The organism is Roseateles sp. GW835-FHT13E02 (assembly GCF_058794035.1).
The window spans coordinates 1-14,864 of the sequence record NZ_JBXAGJ010000029.1 but is presented as its reverse complement, the minus strand read 5'-3'; the positions used below and the strand labels follow the sequence as shown (position 1 = coordinate 14,864).

Sequence of the window (14,864 nt, the reverse complement as noted above, 5' to 3'; positions counted from 1 at the left end):
AAAAACAGAAGTGAATCGTATGCCAGCGCTGCTTGTTTGGAAGTGTGGCGCGGCAGAGAATGCAGTCATCTGTGTTTCGGACAAGAAGGGGGAAGACGATGGCCTATTACCTGTTGACCTGGTTGGTGGTGGGGCTGCTGGCTGCGCTCTGGTCGCTGGCCAGCTGGGCCTTTCACAGCCTGGCGGTGTGGACCGTGACCGCCCTGGGCTCGCAAGCGGAAGGTTTGCCCACCCTGGGTGCCCGCCTGTCCGACCTGCATTTGCCGGCCTGGCTGGCGCCCTGGGTGCCCGAGGGCTTGCTGCAAGGCCTGGCCGAGTTTGTGGATCTGTTCGCGCCCCTGCTCAAGTCGGTGCTGGAGGCCATGCCGGTGCTCGGTGAATGGCTCTCGCCCTTGATCTGGGTGGGCTGGGGTCTGGGCATGTTCTTGCTCTTGCTGCTCGGTGGCGGCTTGAGCCTTTTGCTCAAGCTGATGCAGAGCAAGGCGGCCAGCTTGGCCCCGCCGCGTTCGCTGCCTTCGGCTTGAAGTGCACCGGACTGCATCACATCTGAATTTGGAGGACTGAGACCATGAAACGCATTGCCTTGTTTCTATTGACCAACCTCGGCGTCATGCTGGTGTTGGGCCTGGCGGTCCACCTGCTCGGGCTGAACCGCTTCTTGCATGCCAACGGGCTGGACTTGACCACCTTGCTGGGCTTTGCCCTGGTGATGGGCTTTGGCGGCGCCTTCATCTCGCTCTTGATCAGCAAGCCCATGGCCAAATGGACCACGGGCGTGCAGATCATCAACCAGTCGAACGACACCACCCACATCTGGCTGGTGACCACGGTGGAGCGCTTCGCCGAGAAAGCCGGCATCGCCACGCCCGAGGTCGGCATCTACGAGGGTGCGCCCAATGCCTTCGCCACCGGCGCCTTCAAGAACTCGGCCCTGGTGGCGGTGTCCACCGGCCTGCTGCAGTCCATGACGCGCGAAGAGGTGGAGGCCGTGATCGGCCACGAGGTGGCCCATGTGGCCAACGGCGATATGGTGACCATGGCGCTGATCCAGGGCGTCATGAACACCTTTGTGGTCTTCCTCTCGCGCATCGTGGGCTACTTTGTCGACAAGATCGTCTTGCGCAATCAGAACGACGGCCCGGGCATCGGCTATTACGTCACCACCCTGGTGATGGACCTGCTGCTCGGTGTGGTCGCGGCCCTGATCGTGGCCTGGTTCTCGCGCCAGCGTGAGTTCCGTGCCGATGCCGGCGCCGCCCAGCTGATGGGTCGCAAGCAACCCATGGTCAATGCCCTGGCGCGCCTGGGCGGCCTGGACCCGGGCGAGATGCCCAAGGCCATGCAGGCCATGGGCATCAGCTCGCGCCCCGGCGGCATGCTGGCGCTGTTCTCCAGCCACCCGCCGATGGAGCAGCGCATCGCCCGCCTGCAGCAATCGGCCTGAGTCATCACCCATCCATCTGGTTTCAAGGAGCAAGCACCATGAGTGCACAACATATGCTGGAACAGCTGTTCAAGTCGGGCCTGAGCTTGCTGGAGGGCAAGAGCGGCGGCCGAGGGCCGGATTGGGGGCAGATCGGCGGCGGCGCCGCGGCGGGCGGTGCGCTGGGCCTGCTGCTGGGCAGCAAGCGCGGCCGCAGCTTTGGCGGCAAGGCGCTCAAGTACGGCAGCCTTGCGGCCCTGGGCGCGGTGGCGTACAAGGCCTACCAGTCCTGGCAGGCTCAGCAGGCCCAACAAGGGCAGCAGCAACAGCCGCCTGCAGCGCAACCGGCAGCCTTGGCCGCCCCATCGCAGAACCCGGCGCCCCAGGAGCAGCATGGCCGGGCCTTGCTGCAGGCCATGATTGGCGCGGCCAAGGCCGACGGCCATCTCGATGCCCGGGAGCGCGGTCTGCTGGAGACCGAGTTGCAGCGCCTGCAGGCCGAACCGGCCCTGCGCCAGTGGATGGAGGCCGAACTCGCGCGCCCGCTGGATCCGGCTCAGGTGGCGCAGGCTGCCAGCAGCCCGGAGCTGGCTGCGGAGATGTACCTGGCCAGTCTGCTGGTGGCCGACGAAACCAGCTTCATGGAACGGGCCTACCTCGACGAATTGGCGCGCCAGCTGCGCCTGCCCTCAGGCTTGAAAGCCGAGCTTGAAGCCCAGGCCCTTGTGAGCTGAGCGGCGGCGTGCTCAGGCGAACAGCTCGGGCCGCAGCGGCAGCTCGCGAATCCGCCGGCCGGTCAGTGCAAACAAGGCGTTGACCACGGCCGGCGCGATCGGCGGCGTGCCCGGCTCACCGACTCCACCCGGCGCCGCGCTGCTGGGCACGATGTGCACCTCGATATGCGGCATCTGTGCCAGGCGCACGGCCTCGTAGTCGGGGAAATTGCTTTGTTCGATGCGGCCGTTTTTCAGCGTGATCTGGCCGAACAGCGCAGCGGACAGGCCGTAGACGATGGAGCCCTGCATCTGGGCTTCGACCGTGTCGGGGTTGACGACCACGCCGCAGTCGAGGGCGCAGACCACGCGATGCACCCGCGGCTGCCCATCCTGCAGCGACACCTCGGCCACCTGGGCACACCAGGAGCCAAAGCTCTCATGCACGGCGATGCCGCGGGCCCGTCCCGCCGGCAAGGGCTGACCCCAGCCGGCCTTGGCCGCGGCCAGCTCCAGCACGGCGCGGTGGCGCGGCTTGCTAACCAGCAGGGCGCGACGGTACTCGAAGGGGTCCGCTTTGGCCGCATGGGCCAGTTCGTCGATGAAACCCTCGGTGAAGAAGGCGTTGTAGGAATGGCCGACGCTGCGCCAGGAGCCAATCGGCACCGGTGTTTTCACCCGCAGCTGGCGCACGCTCAGGTGCGGAATGGCGTAGGGCAGGTCGAACGCGCCTTCGATCTGGTTTTTGTCGGGCGAGTCCGCCGCCATCGAGGGCAGCAGGCGTTCGGTCGTGGCCAGGCCGATGGAAGGCGCGGCCACGCGGTTCAGCCAGGCCTGGGGGTGGCCTTGCGCATCGAGCGCGGCGCTGAAGCTGGCCATGGCGACGGGGCGGTACATATCGTGCTGCATGTCCTCCTCGCGCGACCACACGAGCTTGACCGGCCGGCCTTGGGCCTGCATGGCCAGCAGCACCGCCTGCTCGACCATGTCCAGTTCCAGGCGGCGGCCGAAGCCGCCACCGAGCAGGGGCACGTGCAGCGTCACCTGGTCGCTGTCGACGCCGGCCACCTGGGCGGCCTTCCAGCGTGCCAGTGATGCCACCTGTGTGCCGCACCATACCGTCAAATGGCCGCCCTTGAACTGGGCCGTGCAGTTGATCGGCTCCATGGCGGCGTGGGCCAGGAACGGGGCTCGATAGAGCGCGTCCAACTGGTGCTCGGCCTGCTGCAAAGCGGCCTCGGCGTCGCCAAGCTGGCGGAAGCCGCTGCCCTTGTCCTTGCTGTCCAATGCCTGCTTGAGCTGACGGTCGATCTGAGCGGAATCGAGCTGGGCGTTGGGGCCTTCGTTCCACTCGATGTCGAGCGCATCGAGCGCCTGCTTGGCGCGCCAGTAGCGATCGGCCAGCACCACCACCGCGCGTTCCTGCAGCACGATCACATCGGCCACGCCACGGCGGGCCTTGGCTGCGGCGCTTTCGAGCTTGTGGACCTTGCCGCCCAGCACCGGGCAGTGGCGGATGGCAGCGTAGAGCAGGCCCTCGGGGCGCATGTCGATGCCGAACTGCGCCTGGCCATTGACCTTGGCCGGAATGTCGGTGCGCGGCATGGGCTTGCCGATCAGGCGGAACTGGCTCGGGGTTTTGAGGGTCAGGTCTTGCCGCGGGCTGATCCGGGCCGCGTCCGGCGCCAGCTCGCCAAAGCCGGCCTGCCGCCCGCTGGCCGGGTGGCGAACCACGCCGGCTTGCACCTGGCAGCTTTCCCGCGTCACGTTCCAGCGCTGCGCCGCTGCATCGAGCAGCATGGCCCGCGCGGTGGCACCGGCCAGGCGCAGGGGCTCCCAGGCATCGCGGATGCTGGAGGAGCCGCCGGTGATCTGCAGGCTCAGCAGATAGCCGACCCGCTGCATCGAGCGCCGGGCCAGGTTCGCCAGCAGGCTGTCATCGTCAGCGCTGAAGGGCAGGACATTCACCATCACCGCCGTGTTGGCGTAGATCTGCGCCAGCGGTGCTTGTTCGGTGCTGACCTGCTTCCAGTCGGCGTCCAGCTCCTCGGCCACCAGCATGGCCAGGGCCGAGTGAACGCCTTGGCCCATCTCGGCGCGTGGTGAGGCGACGATGACGCGGCCGTCCGGCAGGATCTTGACCCAGCCGTTCAGCGCGACCTGGCCCGGCTCGGTCGGCAGCAGGGCTTTGTCACCCAGGCGAGAAGCGGGCGAGGGCGCCGTGGTTAAGCCCACGCCGAGCAGCACGCCGCCGCCCAGCAGGCCGCCGGCAATCAGAAAGCCGCGGCGCTTCATGCGGAGGCACTCCCGTTCAGTTGCTGGACGGCCAGATGGATGCCCGCTCGAATGCGCTGGTAGGTGCCGCAGCGGCAGAGGTTGTTGATGCCGGCGTCGATGTCGGCATCACTGGGCTTGGCATTGCTGCGCAGCAGCGCGGCCGCGGCCATGATCATGCCGCTCTGGCAGTAGCCGCATTGCGGCACCTGCAGCTGCACCCAGGCTGCTTGCAGGGCGGCGGTGATGCGGTCGGGATCGGCTTCGATGGTGCGGATCTTGGTGCCTTCGAGGGCCGAAATGGGCATGACGCAGGAGCGAGTGGCCACACCGTCCACGCTCACGGTGCAGGCGCCGCAGCTGGCCACGCCGCAGCCAAATTTCGTGCCGGTCAGGCCCAACTCGTCACGCAGCACCCAGAGCAGCGGCGTCTCGGGCTCCAGGTCCAGGCGGTGGTGCTGGCCATTGATGTTCAGGTCGATGCTCATGCGAAAGAATGGGTAGAACGAGGGCAAGCGGCTGGCGGGCCGCGCATCAGGACTGGGTCTCAGGGCTGTGCTTCAGGCTTGCACGCAAGCCGAGCCGCTGATCGGCAGCCCCGCATGCTATGCGGCTTCGGCTTCGGATGGCGCGTTTGGCAGGGCCGCACAACCTTAAGAAATTTAAAGTCGCTGCACGCTTGCACGTTCGTACGCCGGCCGCGGTCTACTGGATGCGCAGCGGGATCGTCACGGGCCCGTCGTTGAGCAGGCTGACCTTCATGTCGGCGCCAAACTCGCCGGCTTCCACCCGGGGGTGTAGGTGTCGAGCGGCTTGCAGGCAGTGGTCATACAAGCGCCGTCCCTGCTCGGCGCCGGCCGCACCGGTGAAGCTGGGGCGGTTGCCGCTGCTGCAATCGGCGGCCAGGGTGAACTGCGAGACGATCAACAGGCCGCCGGCTATGTCTTGCACGCTGCGGTTCATCTTGCCGGCCTCGTCGCTGAAGATCCGCAGCTTGAGCACCTTGGCAATCAGCTTGTCGGCCTGCGCCTCGCTGTCGCCCGGCTCGGCACAGACCAGCATCAGCAGACCCGGCCCGATGGCGCCGGTGATGCGGCCTTCCACTTCCACCTGGGCGTGTTGCACGCGTTGCAGCACGGCGATCATGGCTTCAACTCCATCTGGCTTTCATCTTGTGGGTCATCAAAATGCGCTTCCACATCGCTGGGCAAGAGTTGGATGCTGGCGCGCAAGCCGGGCACGGCGTCCATCAGCGCGCGCTCCAGCGCATTGCGCTCGGCCGCGGCCTGACCCAGGCTCCAGCTGGCGGGCATATGCATGTGCAGGTCGAGGTAGCGGCGCTGGCCGGCGCTGCGGCTGGCGATGTGGTCGAAGCGGATGTGCTGGGCCTGGGCGAAGCGGTCCAGCACCTGCTGTACCGCTTGCAGTTCTTCGGGGTCCAGGGCCGGGTCCATCAAGCCGTGGCTGGATTTCCAGACCAGGTGCACGCCCTCGCGCAAGATATTGAGCGCCACGACGGCGGCCAGCAGCGGGTCCAGCCATTGCCAGCCGGTCAGCATGACGCCGAGCAGGCCCAGCACCACACCGGCCGAGGTCCAGACATCGGTGAACAGGTGCCGTGCATCGGCCTCCAGGGCCATGGAGCGGTGCTCGCGCGCCTTCTTCAGCATGGCCCAGGCCAGGCCGCCGTTCAAGGCCGAGCTGATCACCGCCAGGGCCACGCCCAGGCCCAGGGCTTCGACCGGCTGCGGATCCAGCAGGCGGTGGCCGGCGGCCCAGAGGATGCCCAGGCCGGCGGCGATGATGAGCACGCCTTCAAAGCCGCTGGAGAAATACTCGGCCTTGTGGTGGCCAAACGGATGCTCGGCATCCGGCGGCTTGGCCGCCACCGTGACCATGGCCAGGGCGAAGATGGCGCCGGCCAGGTTGACCAGGGATTCCAGCGCATCGGCGGCCAGGCTGACGGAATCGGTCCACCACCAGGCGCCGGTTTTCAGGGCGATGGTCACCAGGGCGACGGCGATGGACAGCTTCAGGTAGGAGGCGACTTGCATGGCCTGCATTGTGGCGGCCTTCCGCTGAAGCGCGGCTGAATGGCTCGGCGCTTCAAACCTACAATCGCGCCAGTTTCAACCCCTGCCTGCCGAGCGCCCGCCGCCATGACGAACGACACGACTGCCACCTCCAGCACCGATGTGGCCCATATTGCCCCGCGCGAGAAGGCCGAGATCCTGTCTCAGGCGCTGCCCTACATCCGCAAGTACCACGGCAAAACCATCGTCATCAAATACGGCGGCAACGCCATGACCGACCCGGAGTTGCAGAAAGACTTCGCCGAGGATGTGGTGCTGCTCAAGCTGGTGGGCTTGAACCCGGTGGTGGTGCACGGCGGCGGCCCGCAGATTGAAGGCCTGCTGAGCAAGCTGGGCAAGCAAGGCCATTTCATCCAGGGCATGCGCGTCACCGACCAGGAGACCATGGACGTGGTCGAGTGGGTGCTGGCCGGTGAGGTGCAGCAGGACGTGGTGGGCCTGATCAATGCCGCCGGTGGCAAGGCCGTGGGCCTGACCGGCCGCGACGGGGGCCTGATCCGCGCCAAGAAGCTGATGATTCAGGACAAGGACGATCCGAGCAAAGAGCACGACATCGGCCAGGTCGGCGACATCGTCTCCATCGACCCCAGCGTGGTCAAGGCCTTGCAGGACGACCAGTTCATCCCTGTGGTCAGCCCCATCGGCTTTGGCGAGCACAACGAGAGCTACAACATCAACGCCGATGTGGTGGCGGCCAAGCTGGCCACGGTGTTGCGTGCTGAAAAACTCTTGATGCTGACCAATATCCGTGGCGTGCTGGACAAGGAAGGCCAGCTGCTGACCGAGTTGACCCCGCGCCGTATCGACGAGCTGGTGGCCGACGGCACCATCAGCGGCGGCATGATCCCCAAGATCGCCGGCGCCATCGACGCAGCCAAGAGCGGCGTCAACGCGGTCCACATCATCGACGGCCGCGTGCCCCACGCCATGCTGCTCGAGATCCTGTCGGATCAGGCGTACGGAACAATGATTCGGTCTCACTGAGACCGAAGGCTTGTTCCGCGTCTGACCGAAGGGAAGACTTGCAATGATTCGGTCGCACTGAAGTTGACCCACTCAGCTGTGTCGTGAACGAGCGCCGCGCGTCCCAGGTCTGGTTCTTCGACCTCGACAACACCTTGCACAACGCCTCGGCCCATGTGTTCGGGGCGCTCAATGTAGCGATGAACGAGTACATCGTCCGCCACCTGGGGGTGCCGGGCGATCAGGCCGCTGAGCTGCGCTCGCGTTACTGGCACCGTTACGGCGCCACGCTGCTGGGCCTGGTTCGCCACCACGGCGTGTCGGCCGCGCATTTCCTGGCGGAAACGCATGCGCTGCCGGGCATGGAGCCGGGCTTGCACAGCCATGCCCATGATCTGGCCGCCTTGCGCCGCCTGCCCGGGCGCAAGTTCCTGCTGACCAATGCGCCGCTGGACTATGCCCTGCGCGTGCTGCACACCTTGGGCATGGCGCGCGACTTTGAGGCCGTGATCGCGGTGGAGCAAATGCGCATGTTCGGCCAGCTGCGGCCCAAGCCGGATGCGCGCATGTTCCGCCACCTGCTGGCGCGTTTGAAGCTGCAGCCCGGCCAATGCATCCTGGTGGAAGACACCTTGGTGCACCAAAAAGCGGCGCGCCGCGTGGGCATGTCCACGGTCTGGATGCAGCGCTGGTTGAAGCGCGCCGCCACCGGGCCGGGCGCACAGCAGCCGCTGCGCCGCCGCCCGGCCTATGTCGACCGTCGGGTGCGCAGCCTGCAAACCCTGCTTCGCTGAAGCGTCGCCCCGGCGCTGCTCCGCGTGCATGCCGCTGGAATCCGGCGTCATGTCTGGCTGGCTTGCCTATCCCAAGGATGTGGGATGTGAGGCGGCCCAGCCCTAGGGGCTTGCCGCATTGGCCGCGGCGGGCGAGGGCGTGCAGAATGGCCCGGCGCAACCCGGATCTTCCATGCCCAATTTCTCTGTCCTGATCGTTGAAGACCAGCTCAGTTTCCGTGATGCCTTCACCCGCTCCCTGGCTTCGGTGTCGGACATCAAGCTGGTGGGCATCGCCACCGACCTGGCCCAGGGCCGCAGCCTGTTCGACCGCCTGCTGCCCGATGTGCTGCTGGTGGACCTGGACCTGCCCGGCGGCAGCGGCATCGAGCTGATCCGCCACGCCGCCCAGACCCGGCCACAGTGCGAGGTCATGGTGATCTCGGTGTTCGGTGACGAGCAGCATGTGCTGTCCAGCATCGAGGCCGGCGCCACCGGCTATCTGCTCAAGGATTCCCTGGCCCTGGACTTGCCGGAACAGCTGCGCTGCCTGCGCGCCGGTGGCAGCCCGATCAGCCCGGTCATCGCCCGCCGCCTGTTGCTGCGCCTGGCGCCGGCCCTGCCGCAAGGTGCCGCGGCCTCGGCGGCGGCCGGATCGGCCCACCACCCGCCGGCCTCGGACGAAGACGCGGTGGCCCTGTCCGAGCAGGAGTCCAAGGTCCTGCACCTGGCCGCCAAGGGCTTCACCTTCGACGAGATCGCCAAGTTCATGCAGGTCTCGCCGCACACGGTGATGACCTATGTGAAGCGCGTCTACCGCAAGCTCCATGTGCGCTCCAAGGTGGAGGCGATCTACGAAGCGCGACGCCTGGGCTGGCTGCGCGACTGAGCGTGGCGCTGACATCAGGAGCGGCCCCGGGCTGTGCCAGAATCGGCCGCGCGCTGGGTGCAAGCAGGCCCGGATCGCTGATTTCTCTGCCGTACCGTCTGCTCTTGCGGCCCTCAGCGGCCGGCCACTTCTTTCAAGCAATCGACCGATGTCAGCCTCCGTGCCCGAATCCACTGCCGTGCCCGTCGATGCGCCATCGGCTGAATCCTCCGACCCCGTGACTGCCGCCCCACCGGCCCGCAAGCGGCCCCGCCCGGGCGAGCGCCGCGTGCAGATCCTGCAGACCCTGGCCGGCATGCTGGAGCAGCCCGGTGCGGACCGCGTCACCACCGCGGCCCTGGCGGCCAAGCTCGAGGTCAGCGAAGCGGCGCTGTACCGCCATTTCGCCAGCAAGGCGCAGATGTTCGAGGGCCTGATCGAGTTCATCGAGGGCAGCGTCTTTTCGCTGGTCAACCAGATCATTGAGCGCGAAGGTTCGGGCACCGCCCAGGCGCAAAAAATCGTCGCCGTGCTCTTGCAGTTCGGCGAGCGTAACCCCGGCATGACCCGGGTGATGGTGGGCGATGCCCTGGTCTACGAGAACGAGCGCCTGGTCGCGCGCATGAACCAGTTCTTTGATCGCATCGAGAGCTCGCTGCGCCAGGTTTTGCGCGCCGCCGCCGAGGCCAACGGCAGCAGCACACCCACGGTGGAGGCCAATGCCCAGGCCTCGGTGCTGGTCAGCTTCATCATCGGCCGCCTGCAGCGCTATGCCCGCTCGGGCTTCAAGCGCAGCCCGATCGAGCAGATGGAAGCGGCGCTGCGCATGCTGGCGCGCTGAGGCGCTGGCATCAGCGCTGCCGGGGCGCACCCTTAAACTGCCGGCATGTCTTTGCTCGATGCCCTTGCCCCCGACAGCCCCTTGAACCGCCTGCTCAGCCGCGCCGAAGCGCTGCTGGGTCGGCTGGAGGCCGTCTTGCCTCAGTCCTTGGCCGCGCCCGACTGGCAGGCCGCTGCGGCCTTCCGCTACCGCCGCCGACGCGGCGCGCCGGTGCTGGAGCCGGTGCGCCATGCCGCCAGCATCCAACTCGATGATTTGCTGGAGGTCGAGCCGCAAAAGGCCCGCCTGCGCCAGAACACCGAGCAGTTCGTTCAGGGCCGGCCGGCCAACAATGTGCTGCTGACCGGCGCCCGCGGCACGGGCAAGAGCTCGCTGATCAAGGCGGTGCTGAATGCCTATGCACCGCAGGGCCTGCGCCTGATCGAGGTGGACAAGAACGACCTCGTCGACCTGCCGGACCTCGTCGATCTGGTGGCCGAGCGGCCCGAGCGCTTTGTGATCTTCTGCGACGACCTCAGCTTCGACGAGGGCGAGCTGGGCTACAAGGCGCTCAAGTCCATGCTGGACGGCTCCATCGCCGCCGCCAGCGACAACGTGCTGATCTACGCCACCAGCAACCGCCGCCACCTGCTGCCCGAGCAGATGCGCGACAACCTGGGCTACCGCCACACCGAAGATGGCGAGGTGCACCCGGGCGAGGCGGTGGAGGAAAAGATTTCTCTGTCCGAGCGTTTCGGCCTGTGGCTGAGCTTCTACCCTTTCAGCCAGGACGAGTACCTGGCGATTGCCGCGCAATGGTTGCGTTACTACGGTTTGGACGAGGCACAGATCGCCGCAGCGCGCCAGCCGGCCCTGGTCTGGGCGCTGGAGCGCGGCTCGCGCTCGGGCCGTGTGGCGGCCCAGTTTGCGCGCGATCTGGCTGGGCGCGGCGCGCCGGCCCAGGAGGCACCGGCCGTGATTGCGGGCCAGGCACCGGAGGGCCTGGATCATGTCTGAGTCCTTGACTGGAATGGCGCCCACCGACCGCGTGCCTGTCGAGGTGGCCGTGGGCGTCTTGGTGGAGCGCGATGCGCAAGGCCGGGAAGGGCGCTTCTTGCTGACCTCGCGGCCTGAGGGCAAGGTCTACGCCGGCTACTGGGAATTCCCCGGCGGCAAGCTCGAAGCCGGCGAGACGGTGGAGCAAGCCCTGCGCCGCGAGTTGCAAGAAGAACTGGGCATCACCATCGGTGCCGCCCATCCTTGGCAGGAGCTGGTGATGGACTACCCCCATGCCCGCGTGCGCCTGCATTTCTGCAAGGTCTTCGACTGGCAGGGCGAGTTCCAGATGCGCGAGCAGCAGACCATGGCCTGGCAGGCGCTGCCGGTCGAGGTTCGGCCGGTGCTGCCGGGCACGATTCCGGTGCTGGACTGGTTTGCCGCCGAGCGTTCGCACACCGGCCCCACGCACCAGGTCTGAGCCGGCCCGCCACTACACTGCTGCGCATGACTGACGACTGGCTGGATCAAATCAAATGGGATGCCGACGGGCTGCTGCCCGTGATCGCGCAAGAGCGCGACAGCGGCGATGTGCTGATGTTCGCCTGGATGAACCGCGAGGCCTTGCGCCGCACGGCCGCCCAGGGCGAGGCGGTGTACTGGAGCCGTTCGCGCCAGAAGTTCTGGCACAAGGGCGAGGAATCCGGCCACACCCAGACCGTGCATGAGATGCGCCTGGACTGTGACAACGATGTGCTGCTGCTCAAGATCACGCAGAACGGGCACACCCCCGGCATCGCCTGCCACACCGGGCGCCACAGCTGTTTCTTCCAACGTTTTGACAAGGGGGCCTGGGTGGCGGCGGACGCCGTGCTCAAGGACCCGGAGCGGATTTACAAATGAACCCGTCCTCGCAAGGCAATGACGTCCTGGCTAAGCTGGCCGCCGTGATCGAGTCGCGCAAGCCCGCCAACGGCGGCGACCCGGCCACCAGCTATGTGGCCAAGCTCTTTGACAAGGGCCTGGACGCCATCCTGAAAAAAGTCGGTGAAGAGGCGACCGAAACCGTCATGGCCGCCAAGGATGGCGACCCGCAGAAGGTCGTCTATGAAGTGGCCGATCTCTGGTTCCACTCCATCATCGCGCTCTCGGCCTTTGGACTGAAGCCGGCCGATGTGCTGAACGAGCTGGCGCGTCGTGAAGGTCTGTCGGGCCTGCAGGAGTTTGCGGCTCGGGGCCAGAAATCCAAGGCCGAGGAGGAACCCAATGACTGAGGACACACAGAACGATGCTTCGGTGCTGCTCGATCCTCAACGGGAGCAGAGCCTGCGCACCGTCGGCTTGATCAGCTACCTCTTGCATACCGTGGTGGCGGTCGGGGCCGTCTTGCCCGGGGTACAGGCCAGTGTGCTGCTCTTGCTGGTGGCCGTGGCCATCGACCTGATCAAGCGCGACGACGCGGCCGGCAGCTGGCAAGCCAGCCATTTCAGCTGGCGCCTGCGTTCGGTGGCCTGGGCCGGCTTTTTCTACCTGCTGACCTCGCCCTTGTGGTTGTTGCTGGTGGTGCCGGGCTGGATCGCCTGGGCGCTGGTGTCGATCTGGTTCCTGTACCGTGTCGTCCGAGGTTGGCTGGCCATGAACGCGGCTCGCAGCATCGTCTGAGGGTCCCAGGCCTCGCGGGGTTCCAGGTTTTTGTCAGCCCGTTTTTCGTTTTTCGAGTTTACTTACAACCATGTCACACGATCCCAACTGCCTGTTCTGCAAGATCGTCGCCGGCCAGATTCCCAGCCGCAAGGTCTATGAAGATGAACACATCCTGGCCTTTCATGACATCCATCCCTGGGCCCCGGTACACATCCTTTTGATCCCCAAGCAGCACATTTCCTCTCTGGCAGAGGCGACCGATTCGCATGCCGAGGTGCTGGGTCGTATGACAGTGCTGGCGCCCAAATTGATGCACGAGCTGGGTGTCACAAATGGTTTTCGAACTGTCATCAACACGGGCGCCGATGGCGGCCAAGAGGTCTACCACCTGCACATGCATGTCATGGGCGGCCCGCGCCCCTGGTCCAAGGGCTGAGCCTGGCCAAAGCCGCGCTCGCACAACTGTCATGTGCGCCAACTAGAATGACAGCTTCCATCTCAGGAGAAAAATAATGGGTTCTTTCAGCATCTGGCACTGGCTCATCGTGCTGCTGATCGTGATTGTGGTCTTCGGCACCAAGAAGCTGAAGAACGTGGGTTCCGATCTGGGTTCGGCCGTCAAGGGCTTCAAGGACGGCATGAAGGATGGCGCCGGCAGCGATGCCACCGCCGCCGCGCCTGCGCAGCAAGTCGCCAACGCCGCCAAGGCGAACGACGCCAACACGGTCGACGTCGAAGCCAAGACCAAGTCTTGAGCCTTGACGCGCCACGCTCTGGTTTGTTTTTCGTCTTGCTCTCCATTTCACGCAGGCCTTTTGAGCGCCTGCGACTCGCATGATTGACTTTGGATTTGACAAGCTCGCCCTGATCGGTGGTGTGGCTCTGATCGTCATCGGCCCCGAGCGCCTGCCGCGCGTGGCGCGAACCATCGGCCATTTGATCGGCAAGGCGCAGCGCTATGTGTCCGACGTCAAGGCGGAGGTCAACCGCTCCATGGAGCTGGAAGAACTCAAGAAGATGCGCACCGAAATGGAGACGGCAGCGCGGGAGGTGCAGGACACGGTGCAGCAGGAGATCAACTCCGCCACCCAAGCCTTTGACCAGACCTGGGCCGATGTCAGTGGCCGCAGCATCGGATCCACAGACGCTGAATCCAGCCTGCCCAGCTACCGACATCCGAAGAAGAACTGGCGGGTCAAGCGCGGCGCGACCCCGCAGTGGTACAAGCAACGCCAAGGCGTGCGCCGCCATGCTCAGTCCGGTGCCGCCCGTGTGGCGCGTTTCCGCCCCAGTCCTGCCCGCCGATTTCCATGACCGATTCCCACAAGCCCGAGGATGAACTCGCGGGCACCGAGCAGCCTTTTGTCTCCCACCTGATCGAGCTGCGCGACCGTCTGGTCAAGGCCAGCTTGGCGGTGCTGGTGGTGTTCGGTCTTCTGGCCTTCTATCCCGGCCCGGCTGCCCTGTATGACTTGCTGGCCGCACCCTTGGTGGCGCAGCTGCCCAAAGGCACGACCCTGATCGCCACCAACGTCATCTCGCCCTTCCTGGTGCCCTTGAAGATCACCTTGCTGGCTGCCTTCCTGGTGGCTTTGCCGATCGTGCTGTACCAGGTCTGGGCCTTTGTGGCGCCGGGCCTGTATTCGCATGAGAAGCGTTTGGTCCTGCCTCTGGTGTTCTCCAGCACCTTGCTGTTCATGGTGGGCGTGGCGTTCTGCTATTTCTTCGTGTTCGGCCAGGTGTTCAAGTTCATCCAGAGCTTTGCGCCCAAGAGCATCACCGCGTCGCCTGACATCGAGGCGTACCTGAGTTTCGTGATGTCCATGTTCATTGCCTTCGGCGCCGCCTTCGAGGTGCCCGTGGTGGTGGTGGTGCTGGCTCGCATGGGCCTGGTCTCGGTGGAGAAGCTGCGCGATTTCCGCCAGTACTTCATCGTCCTGGCCTTCGTGATCGCCGCCGTGATCACCCCGCCCGATGTGGTCTCGCAGCTGGCCTTGGCCATTCCCATGTGCATCCTGTACGAGCTGGGCCTGTTCGCCGCCAGCTACTTCATCCGTTACTCCAAGGCGCCGGACAGTTCGGAAGGGACATCTTGATCGGATTGGATTTGCCAAGAAAGCGCTCTCCGGAGCGCTTTTTCTTTGCTGCTGCATGTCTGTGCAGTGGCTGAATTCGGCACGAAGCAGCCTTTGGTTTTGCTCGTGAGGCCCTGCAGCCCGTGCCGCTGCCGGGCTCATGGTTCCGGGGTCGGCCCTGGCGGGCCGACTTCCCTGCGCTGCTCGCGCCTCGGGGCTGGC

General features: G+C 65.9%; 20 protein-coding genes. 16 read left to right on the top strand and 4 right to left on the bottom strand.

Going from position 1 to position 14,864, the window contains the following annotated elements:
* Positions 1-98: 98 nt before the first annotated feature.
* From AC1Q6P_RS21910 to AC1Q6P_RS21900, 3 genes are read left to right on the top strand one after another with little or no spacing between them, the layout of a single operon-like run.
* Positions 99-524, top strand: coding sequence for a hypothetical protein (locus AC1Q6P_RS21910; RefSeq protein WP_492665965.1), 426 nt, complete (start codon positions 99-101; stop codon positions 522-524).
* A gap of 44 nt (positions 525-568) precedes the next feature.
* Entirely contained in the window at positions 569-1,444 is an 876-nt protein-coding gene (gene htpX / locus AC1Q6P_RS21905; RefSeq protein WP_102767772.1) for a protease HtpX, read from the top strand.
* A gap of 38 nt (positions 1,445-1,482) precedes the next feature.
* Positions 1,483-2,157: a tellurite resistance TerB family protein gene (locus tag AC1Q6P_RS21900; RefSeq protein WP_492665964.1), complete on the top strand. Its 675-nt coding sequence runs from the start codon at positions 1,483-1,485 to the stop codon at positions 2,155-2,157.
* Between the two features lie 12 nt (positions 2,158-2,169).
* Here AC1Q6P_RS21900 and AC1Q6P_RS21895 read toward each other — a convergent pair whose 3' ends face one another.
* The 4 genes from AC1Q6P_RS21895 to AC1Q6P_RS21880 all read right to left on the bottom strand — a co-directional run bounded on the left by AC1Q6P_RS21895 (position 2,170) and on the right by AC1Q6P_RS21880 (position 6,464).
* On the bottom strand, positions 2,170-4,431 hold the full coding sequence (locus tag AC1Q6P_RS21895; RefSeq protein ID WP_492665963.1) for a xanthine dehydrogenase family protein molybdopterin-binding subunit: 2,262 nt from the start codon (positions 4,429-4,431) through the stop codon (positions 2,170-2,172).
* Positions 4,428-4,898 (bottom strand): (2Fe-2S)-binding protein, encoded by a 471-nt coding sequence (locus AC1Q6P_RS21890; RefSeq protein WP_492665962.1) that lies wholly within the window; start codon positions 4,896-4,898, stop codon positions 4,428-4,430. The genes AC1Q6P_RS21895 and AC1Q6P_RS21890 overlap by 4 nt, the downstream gene beginning before the upstream one ends.
* A 217-nt stretch (positions 4,899-5,115) precedes the next feature.
* Positions 5,116-5,556 (bottom strand): D-aminoacyl-tRNA deacylase, encoded by a 441-nt coding sequence (gene dtd, locus AC1Q6P_RS21885; protein WP_492665961.1) that lies wholly within the window; start codon positions 5,554-5,556, stop codon positions 5,116-5,118.
* Positions 5,553-6,464, bottom strand: a complete 912-nt coding sequence (locus AC1Q6P_RS21880; RefSeq protein ID WP_492665960.1) for a cation diffusion facilitator family transporter — start codon at positions 6,462-6,464, stop codon at positions 5,553-5,555. The genes dtd and AC1Q6P_RS21880 overlap by 4 nt, the downstream gene beginning before the upstream one ends.
* A 105-nt stretch (positions 6,465-6,569) precedes the next feature.
* Between AC1Q6P_RS21880 and argB the strand changes: the two genes are divergently transcribed.
* From argB to tatC, 13 genes are all read left to right on the top strand, one after another.
* Positions 6,570-7,487, top strand: coding sequence for an acetylglutamate kinase (argB, locus tag AC1Q6P_RS21875; protein ID WP_492665959.1), 918 nt, complete (start codon positions 6,570-6,572; stop codon positions 7,485-7,487).
* 83 nt (positions 7,488-7,570) lie between these two features.
* Positions 7,571-8,260: a pyrimidine 5'-nucleotidase gene (locus AC1Q6P_RS21870; protein WP_492665958.1), complete on the top strand. Its 690-nt coding sequence runs from the start codon at positions 7,571-7,573 to the stop codon at positions 8,258-8,260.
* 172 nt (positions 8,261-8,432) lie between these two features.
* The gene (locus AC1Q6P_RS21865) at positions 8,433-9,128 is read left to right on the top strand and encodes a response regulator (RefSeq protein ID WP_171829217.1); all 696 of its coding nucleotides are present in this window, start codon (positions 8,433-8,435) and stop codon (positions 9,126-9,128) included.
* 148 nt (positions 9,129-9,276) lie between these two features.
* The gene (gene slmA / locus AC1Q6P_RS21860; RefSeq protein ID WP_102767764.1) at positions 9,277-9,948 is read left to right on the top strand and encodes a nucleoid occlusion factor SlmA; all 672 of its coding nucleotides are present in this window, start codon (positions 9,277-9,279) and stop codon (positions 9,946-9,948) included.
* A 45-nt stretch (positions 9,949-9,993) separates the two neighbouring features.
* The gene (locus tag AC1Q6P_RS21855; RefSeq protein WP_492665957.1) at positions 9,994-10,944 is read left to right on the top strand and encodes an ATP-binding protein; all 951 of its coding nucleotides are present in this window, start codon (positions 9,994-9,996) and stop codon (positions 10,942-10,944) included.
* Positions 10,937-11,404 carry an NUDIX domain-containing protein gene (locus AC1Q6P_RS21850; protein WP_263562339.1) on the top strand — a complete coding sequence of 156 codons (468 nt, stop codon included), beginning with the start codon at positions 10,937-10,939 and terminating at the stop codon, positions 11,402-11,404. The genes AC1Q6P_RS21855 and AC1Q6P_RS21850 overlap by 8 nt, the downstream gene beginning before the upstream one ends.
* Positions 11,405-11,430: 26 nt before the next feature.
* Positions 11,431-11,826, top strand: coding sequence for a phosphoribosyl-AMP cyclohydrolase (hisI, locus tag AC1Q6P_RS21845; RefSeq protein ID WP_102767761.1), 396 nt, complete (start codon positions 11,431-11,433; stop codon positions 11,824-11,826).
* Complete coding sequence (locus AC1Q6P_RS21840; RefSeq protein ID WP_171829215.1) at positions 11,823-12,197, top strand: phosphoribosyl-ATP diphosphatase; 375 nt, start codon at positions 11,823-11,825, stop codon at positions 12,195-12,197. The genes hisI and AC1Q6P_RS21840 overlap by 4 nt, the downstream gene beginning before the upstream one ends.
* Complete coding sequence (locus AC1Q6P_RS21835) at positions 12,190-12,585, top strand: DUF4870 family protein (protein ID WP_171829214.1); 396 nt, start codon at positions 12,190-12,192, stop codon at positions 12,583-12,585. The genes AC1Q6P_RS21840 and AC1Q6P_RS21835 overlap by 8 nt, the downstream gene beginning before the upstream one ends.
* A 70-nt stretch (positions 12,586-12,655) precedes the next feature.
* A complete protein-coding gene (locus AC1Q6P_RS21830) occupies positions 12,656-13,003 on the top strand; it encodes a histidine triad nucleotide-binding protein (RefSeq protein WP_171829213.1) in 348 nt (115 codons plus the stop codon).
* A 76-nt stretch (positions 13,004-13,079) separates the two neighbouring features.
* Complete coding sequence (gene tatA / locus AC1Q6P_RS21825) at positions 13,080-13,322, top strand: Sec-independent protein translocase subunit TatA (protein WP_102767757.1); 243 nt, start codon at positions 13,080-13,082, stop codon at positions 13,320-13,322.
* Positions 13,323-13,401: 79 nt separating this feature from the next.
* A complete protein-coding gene (gene tatB, locus AC1Q6P_RS21820; RefSeq protein WP_171829212.1) occupies positions 13,402-13,881 on the top strand; it encodes a Sec-independent protein translocase protein TatB in 480 nt (159 codons plus the stop codon).
* Positions 13,878-14,663: a twin-arginine translocase subunit TatC gene (gene tatC / locus AC1Q6P_RS21815; protein ID WP_102767755.1), complete on the top strand. Its 786-nt coding sequence runs from the start codon at positions 13,878-13,880 to the stop codon at positions 14,661-14,663. Before tatB ends, tatC begins: the two co-directional genes overlap by 4 nt.
* Positions 14,664-14,864: the final 201 nt, after the last annotated feature.

What these genes read in the sequence shown, in the direction of transcription:
- AC1Q6P_RS21890 (WP_492665962.1), bottom strand. Translation starts at nt 4,898, where the DNA reads ATGAGCATCGACCTGAACATCAATGGCCAGCACCACCGCCTGGACCTG.
- AC1Q6P_RS21830 (WP_171829213.1), top strand. Translation starts at nt 12,656, where the DNA reads ATGTCACACGATCCCAACTGCCTGTTCTGCAAGATCGTCGCCGGCCAG.
- AC1Q6P_RS21880 (WP_492665960.1), bottom strand. Translation starts at nt 6,464, where the DNA reads ATGCAAGTCGCCTCCTACCTGAAGCTGTCCATCGCCGTCGCCCTGGTG.
- tatC (WP_102767755.1), top strand. Translation starts at nt 13,878, where the DNA reads ATGACCGATTCCCACAAGCCCGAGGATGAACTCGCGGGCACCGAGCAG.
- hisI (WP_102767761.1), top strand. Translation starts at nt 11,431, where the DNA reads ATGACTGACGACTGGCTGGATCAAATCAAATGGGATGCCGACGGGCTG.
- tatB (WP_171829212.1), top strand. Translation starts at nt 13,402, where the DNA reads ATGATTGACTTTGGATTTGACAAGCTCGCCCTGATCGGTGGTGTGGCT.
- htpX (WP_102767772.1), top strand. Translation starts at nt 569, where the DNA reads ATGAAACGCATTGCCTTGTTTCTATTGACCAACCTCGGCGTCATGCTG.
- argB (WP_492665959.1), top strand. Translation starts at nt 6,570, where the DNA reads ATGACGAACGACACGACTGCCACCTCCAGCACCGATGTGGCCCATATT.
- AC1Q6P_RS21900 (WP_492665964.1), top strand. Translation starts at nt 1,483, where the DNA reads ATGAGTGCACAACATATGCTGGAACAGCTGTTCAAGTCGGGCCTGAGC.
- AC1Q6P_RS21850 (WP_263562339.1), top strand. Translation starts at nt 10,937, where the DNA reads ATGTCTGAGTCCTTGACTGGAATGGCGCCCACCGACCGCGTGCCTGTC.
- tatA (WP_102767757.1), top strand. Translation starts at nt 13,080, where the DNA reads ATGGGTTCTTTCAGCATCTGGCACTGGCTCATCGTGCTGCTGATCGTG.
- AC1Q6P_RS21865 (WP_171829217.1), top strand. Translation starts at nt 8,433, where the DNA reads ATGCCCAATTTCTCTGTCCTGATCGTTGAAGACCAGCTCAGTTTCCGT.
- AC1Q6P_RS21895 (WP_492665963.1), bottom strand. Translation starts at nt 4,431, where the DNA reads ATGAAGCGCCGCGGCTTTCTGATTGCCGGCGGCCTGCTGGGCGGCGGC.
- AC1Q6P_RS21855 (WP_492665957.1), top strand. Translation starts at nt 9,994, where the DNA reads ATGTCTTTGCTCGATGCCCTTGCCCCCGACAGCCCCTTGAACCGCCTG.
- AC1Q6P_RS21840 (WP_171829215.1), top strand. Translation starts at nt 11,823, where the DNA reads ATGAACCCGTCCTCGCAAGGCAATGACGTCCTGGCTAAGCTGGCCGCC.
- dtd (WP_492665961.1), bottom strand. Translation starts at nt 5,556, where the DNA reads ATGATCGCCGTGCTGCAACGCGTGCAACACGCCCAGGTGGAAGTGGAA.
- AC1Q6P_RS21910 (WP_492665965.1), top strand. Translation starts at nt 99, where the DNA reads ATGGCCTATTACCTGTTGACCTGGTTGGTGGTGGGGCTGCTGGCTGCG.
- AC1Q6P_RS21835 (WP_171829214.1), top strand. Translation starts at nt 12,190, where the DNA reads ATGACTGAGGACACACAGAACGATGCTTCGGTGCTGCTCGATCCTCAA.
- slmA (WP_102767764.1), top strand. Translation starts at nt 9,277, where the DNA reads ATGTCAGCCTCCGTGCCCGAATCCACTGCCGTGCCCGTCGATGCGCCA.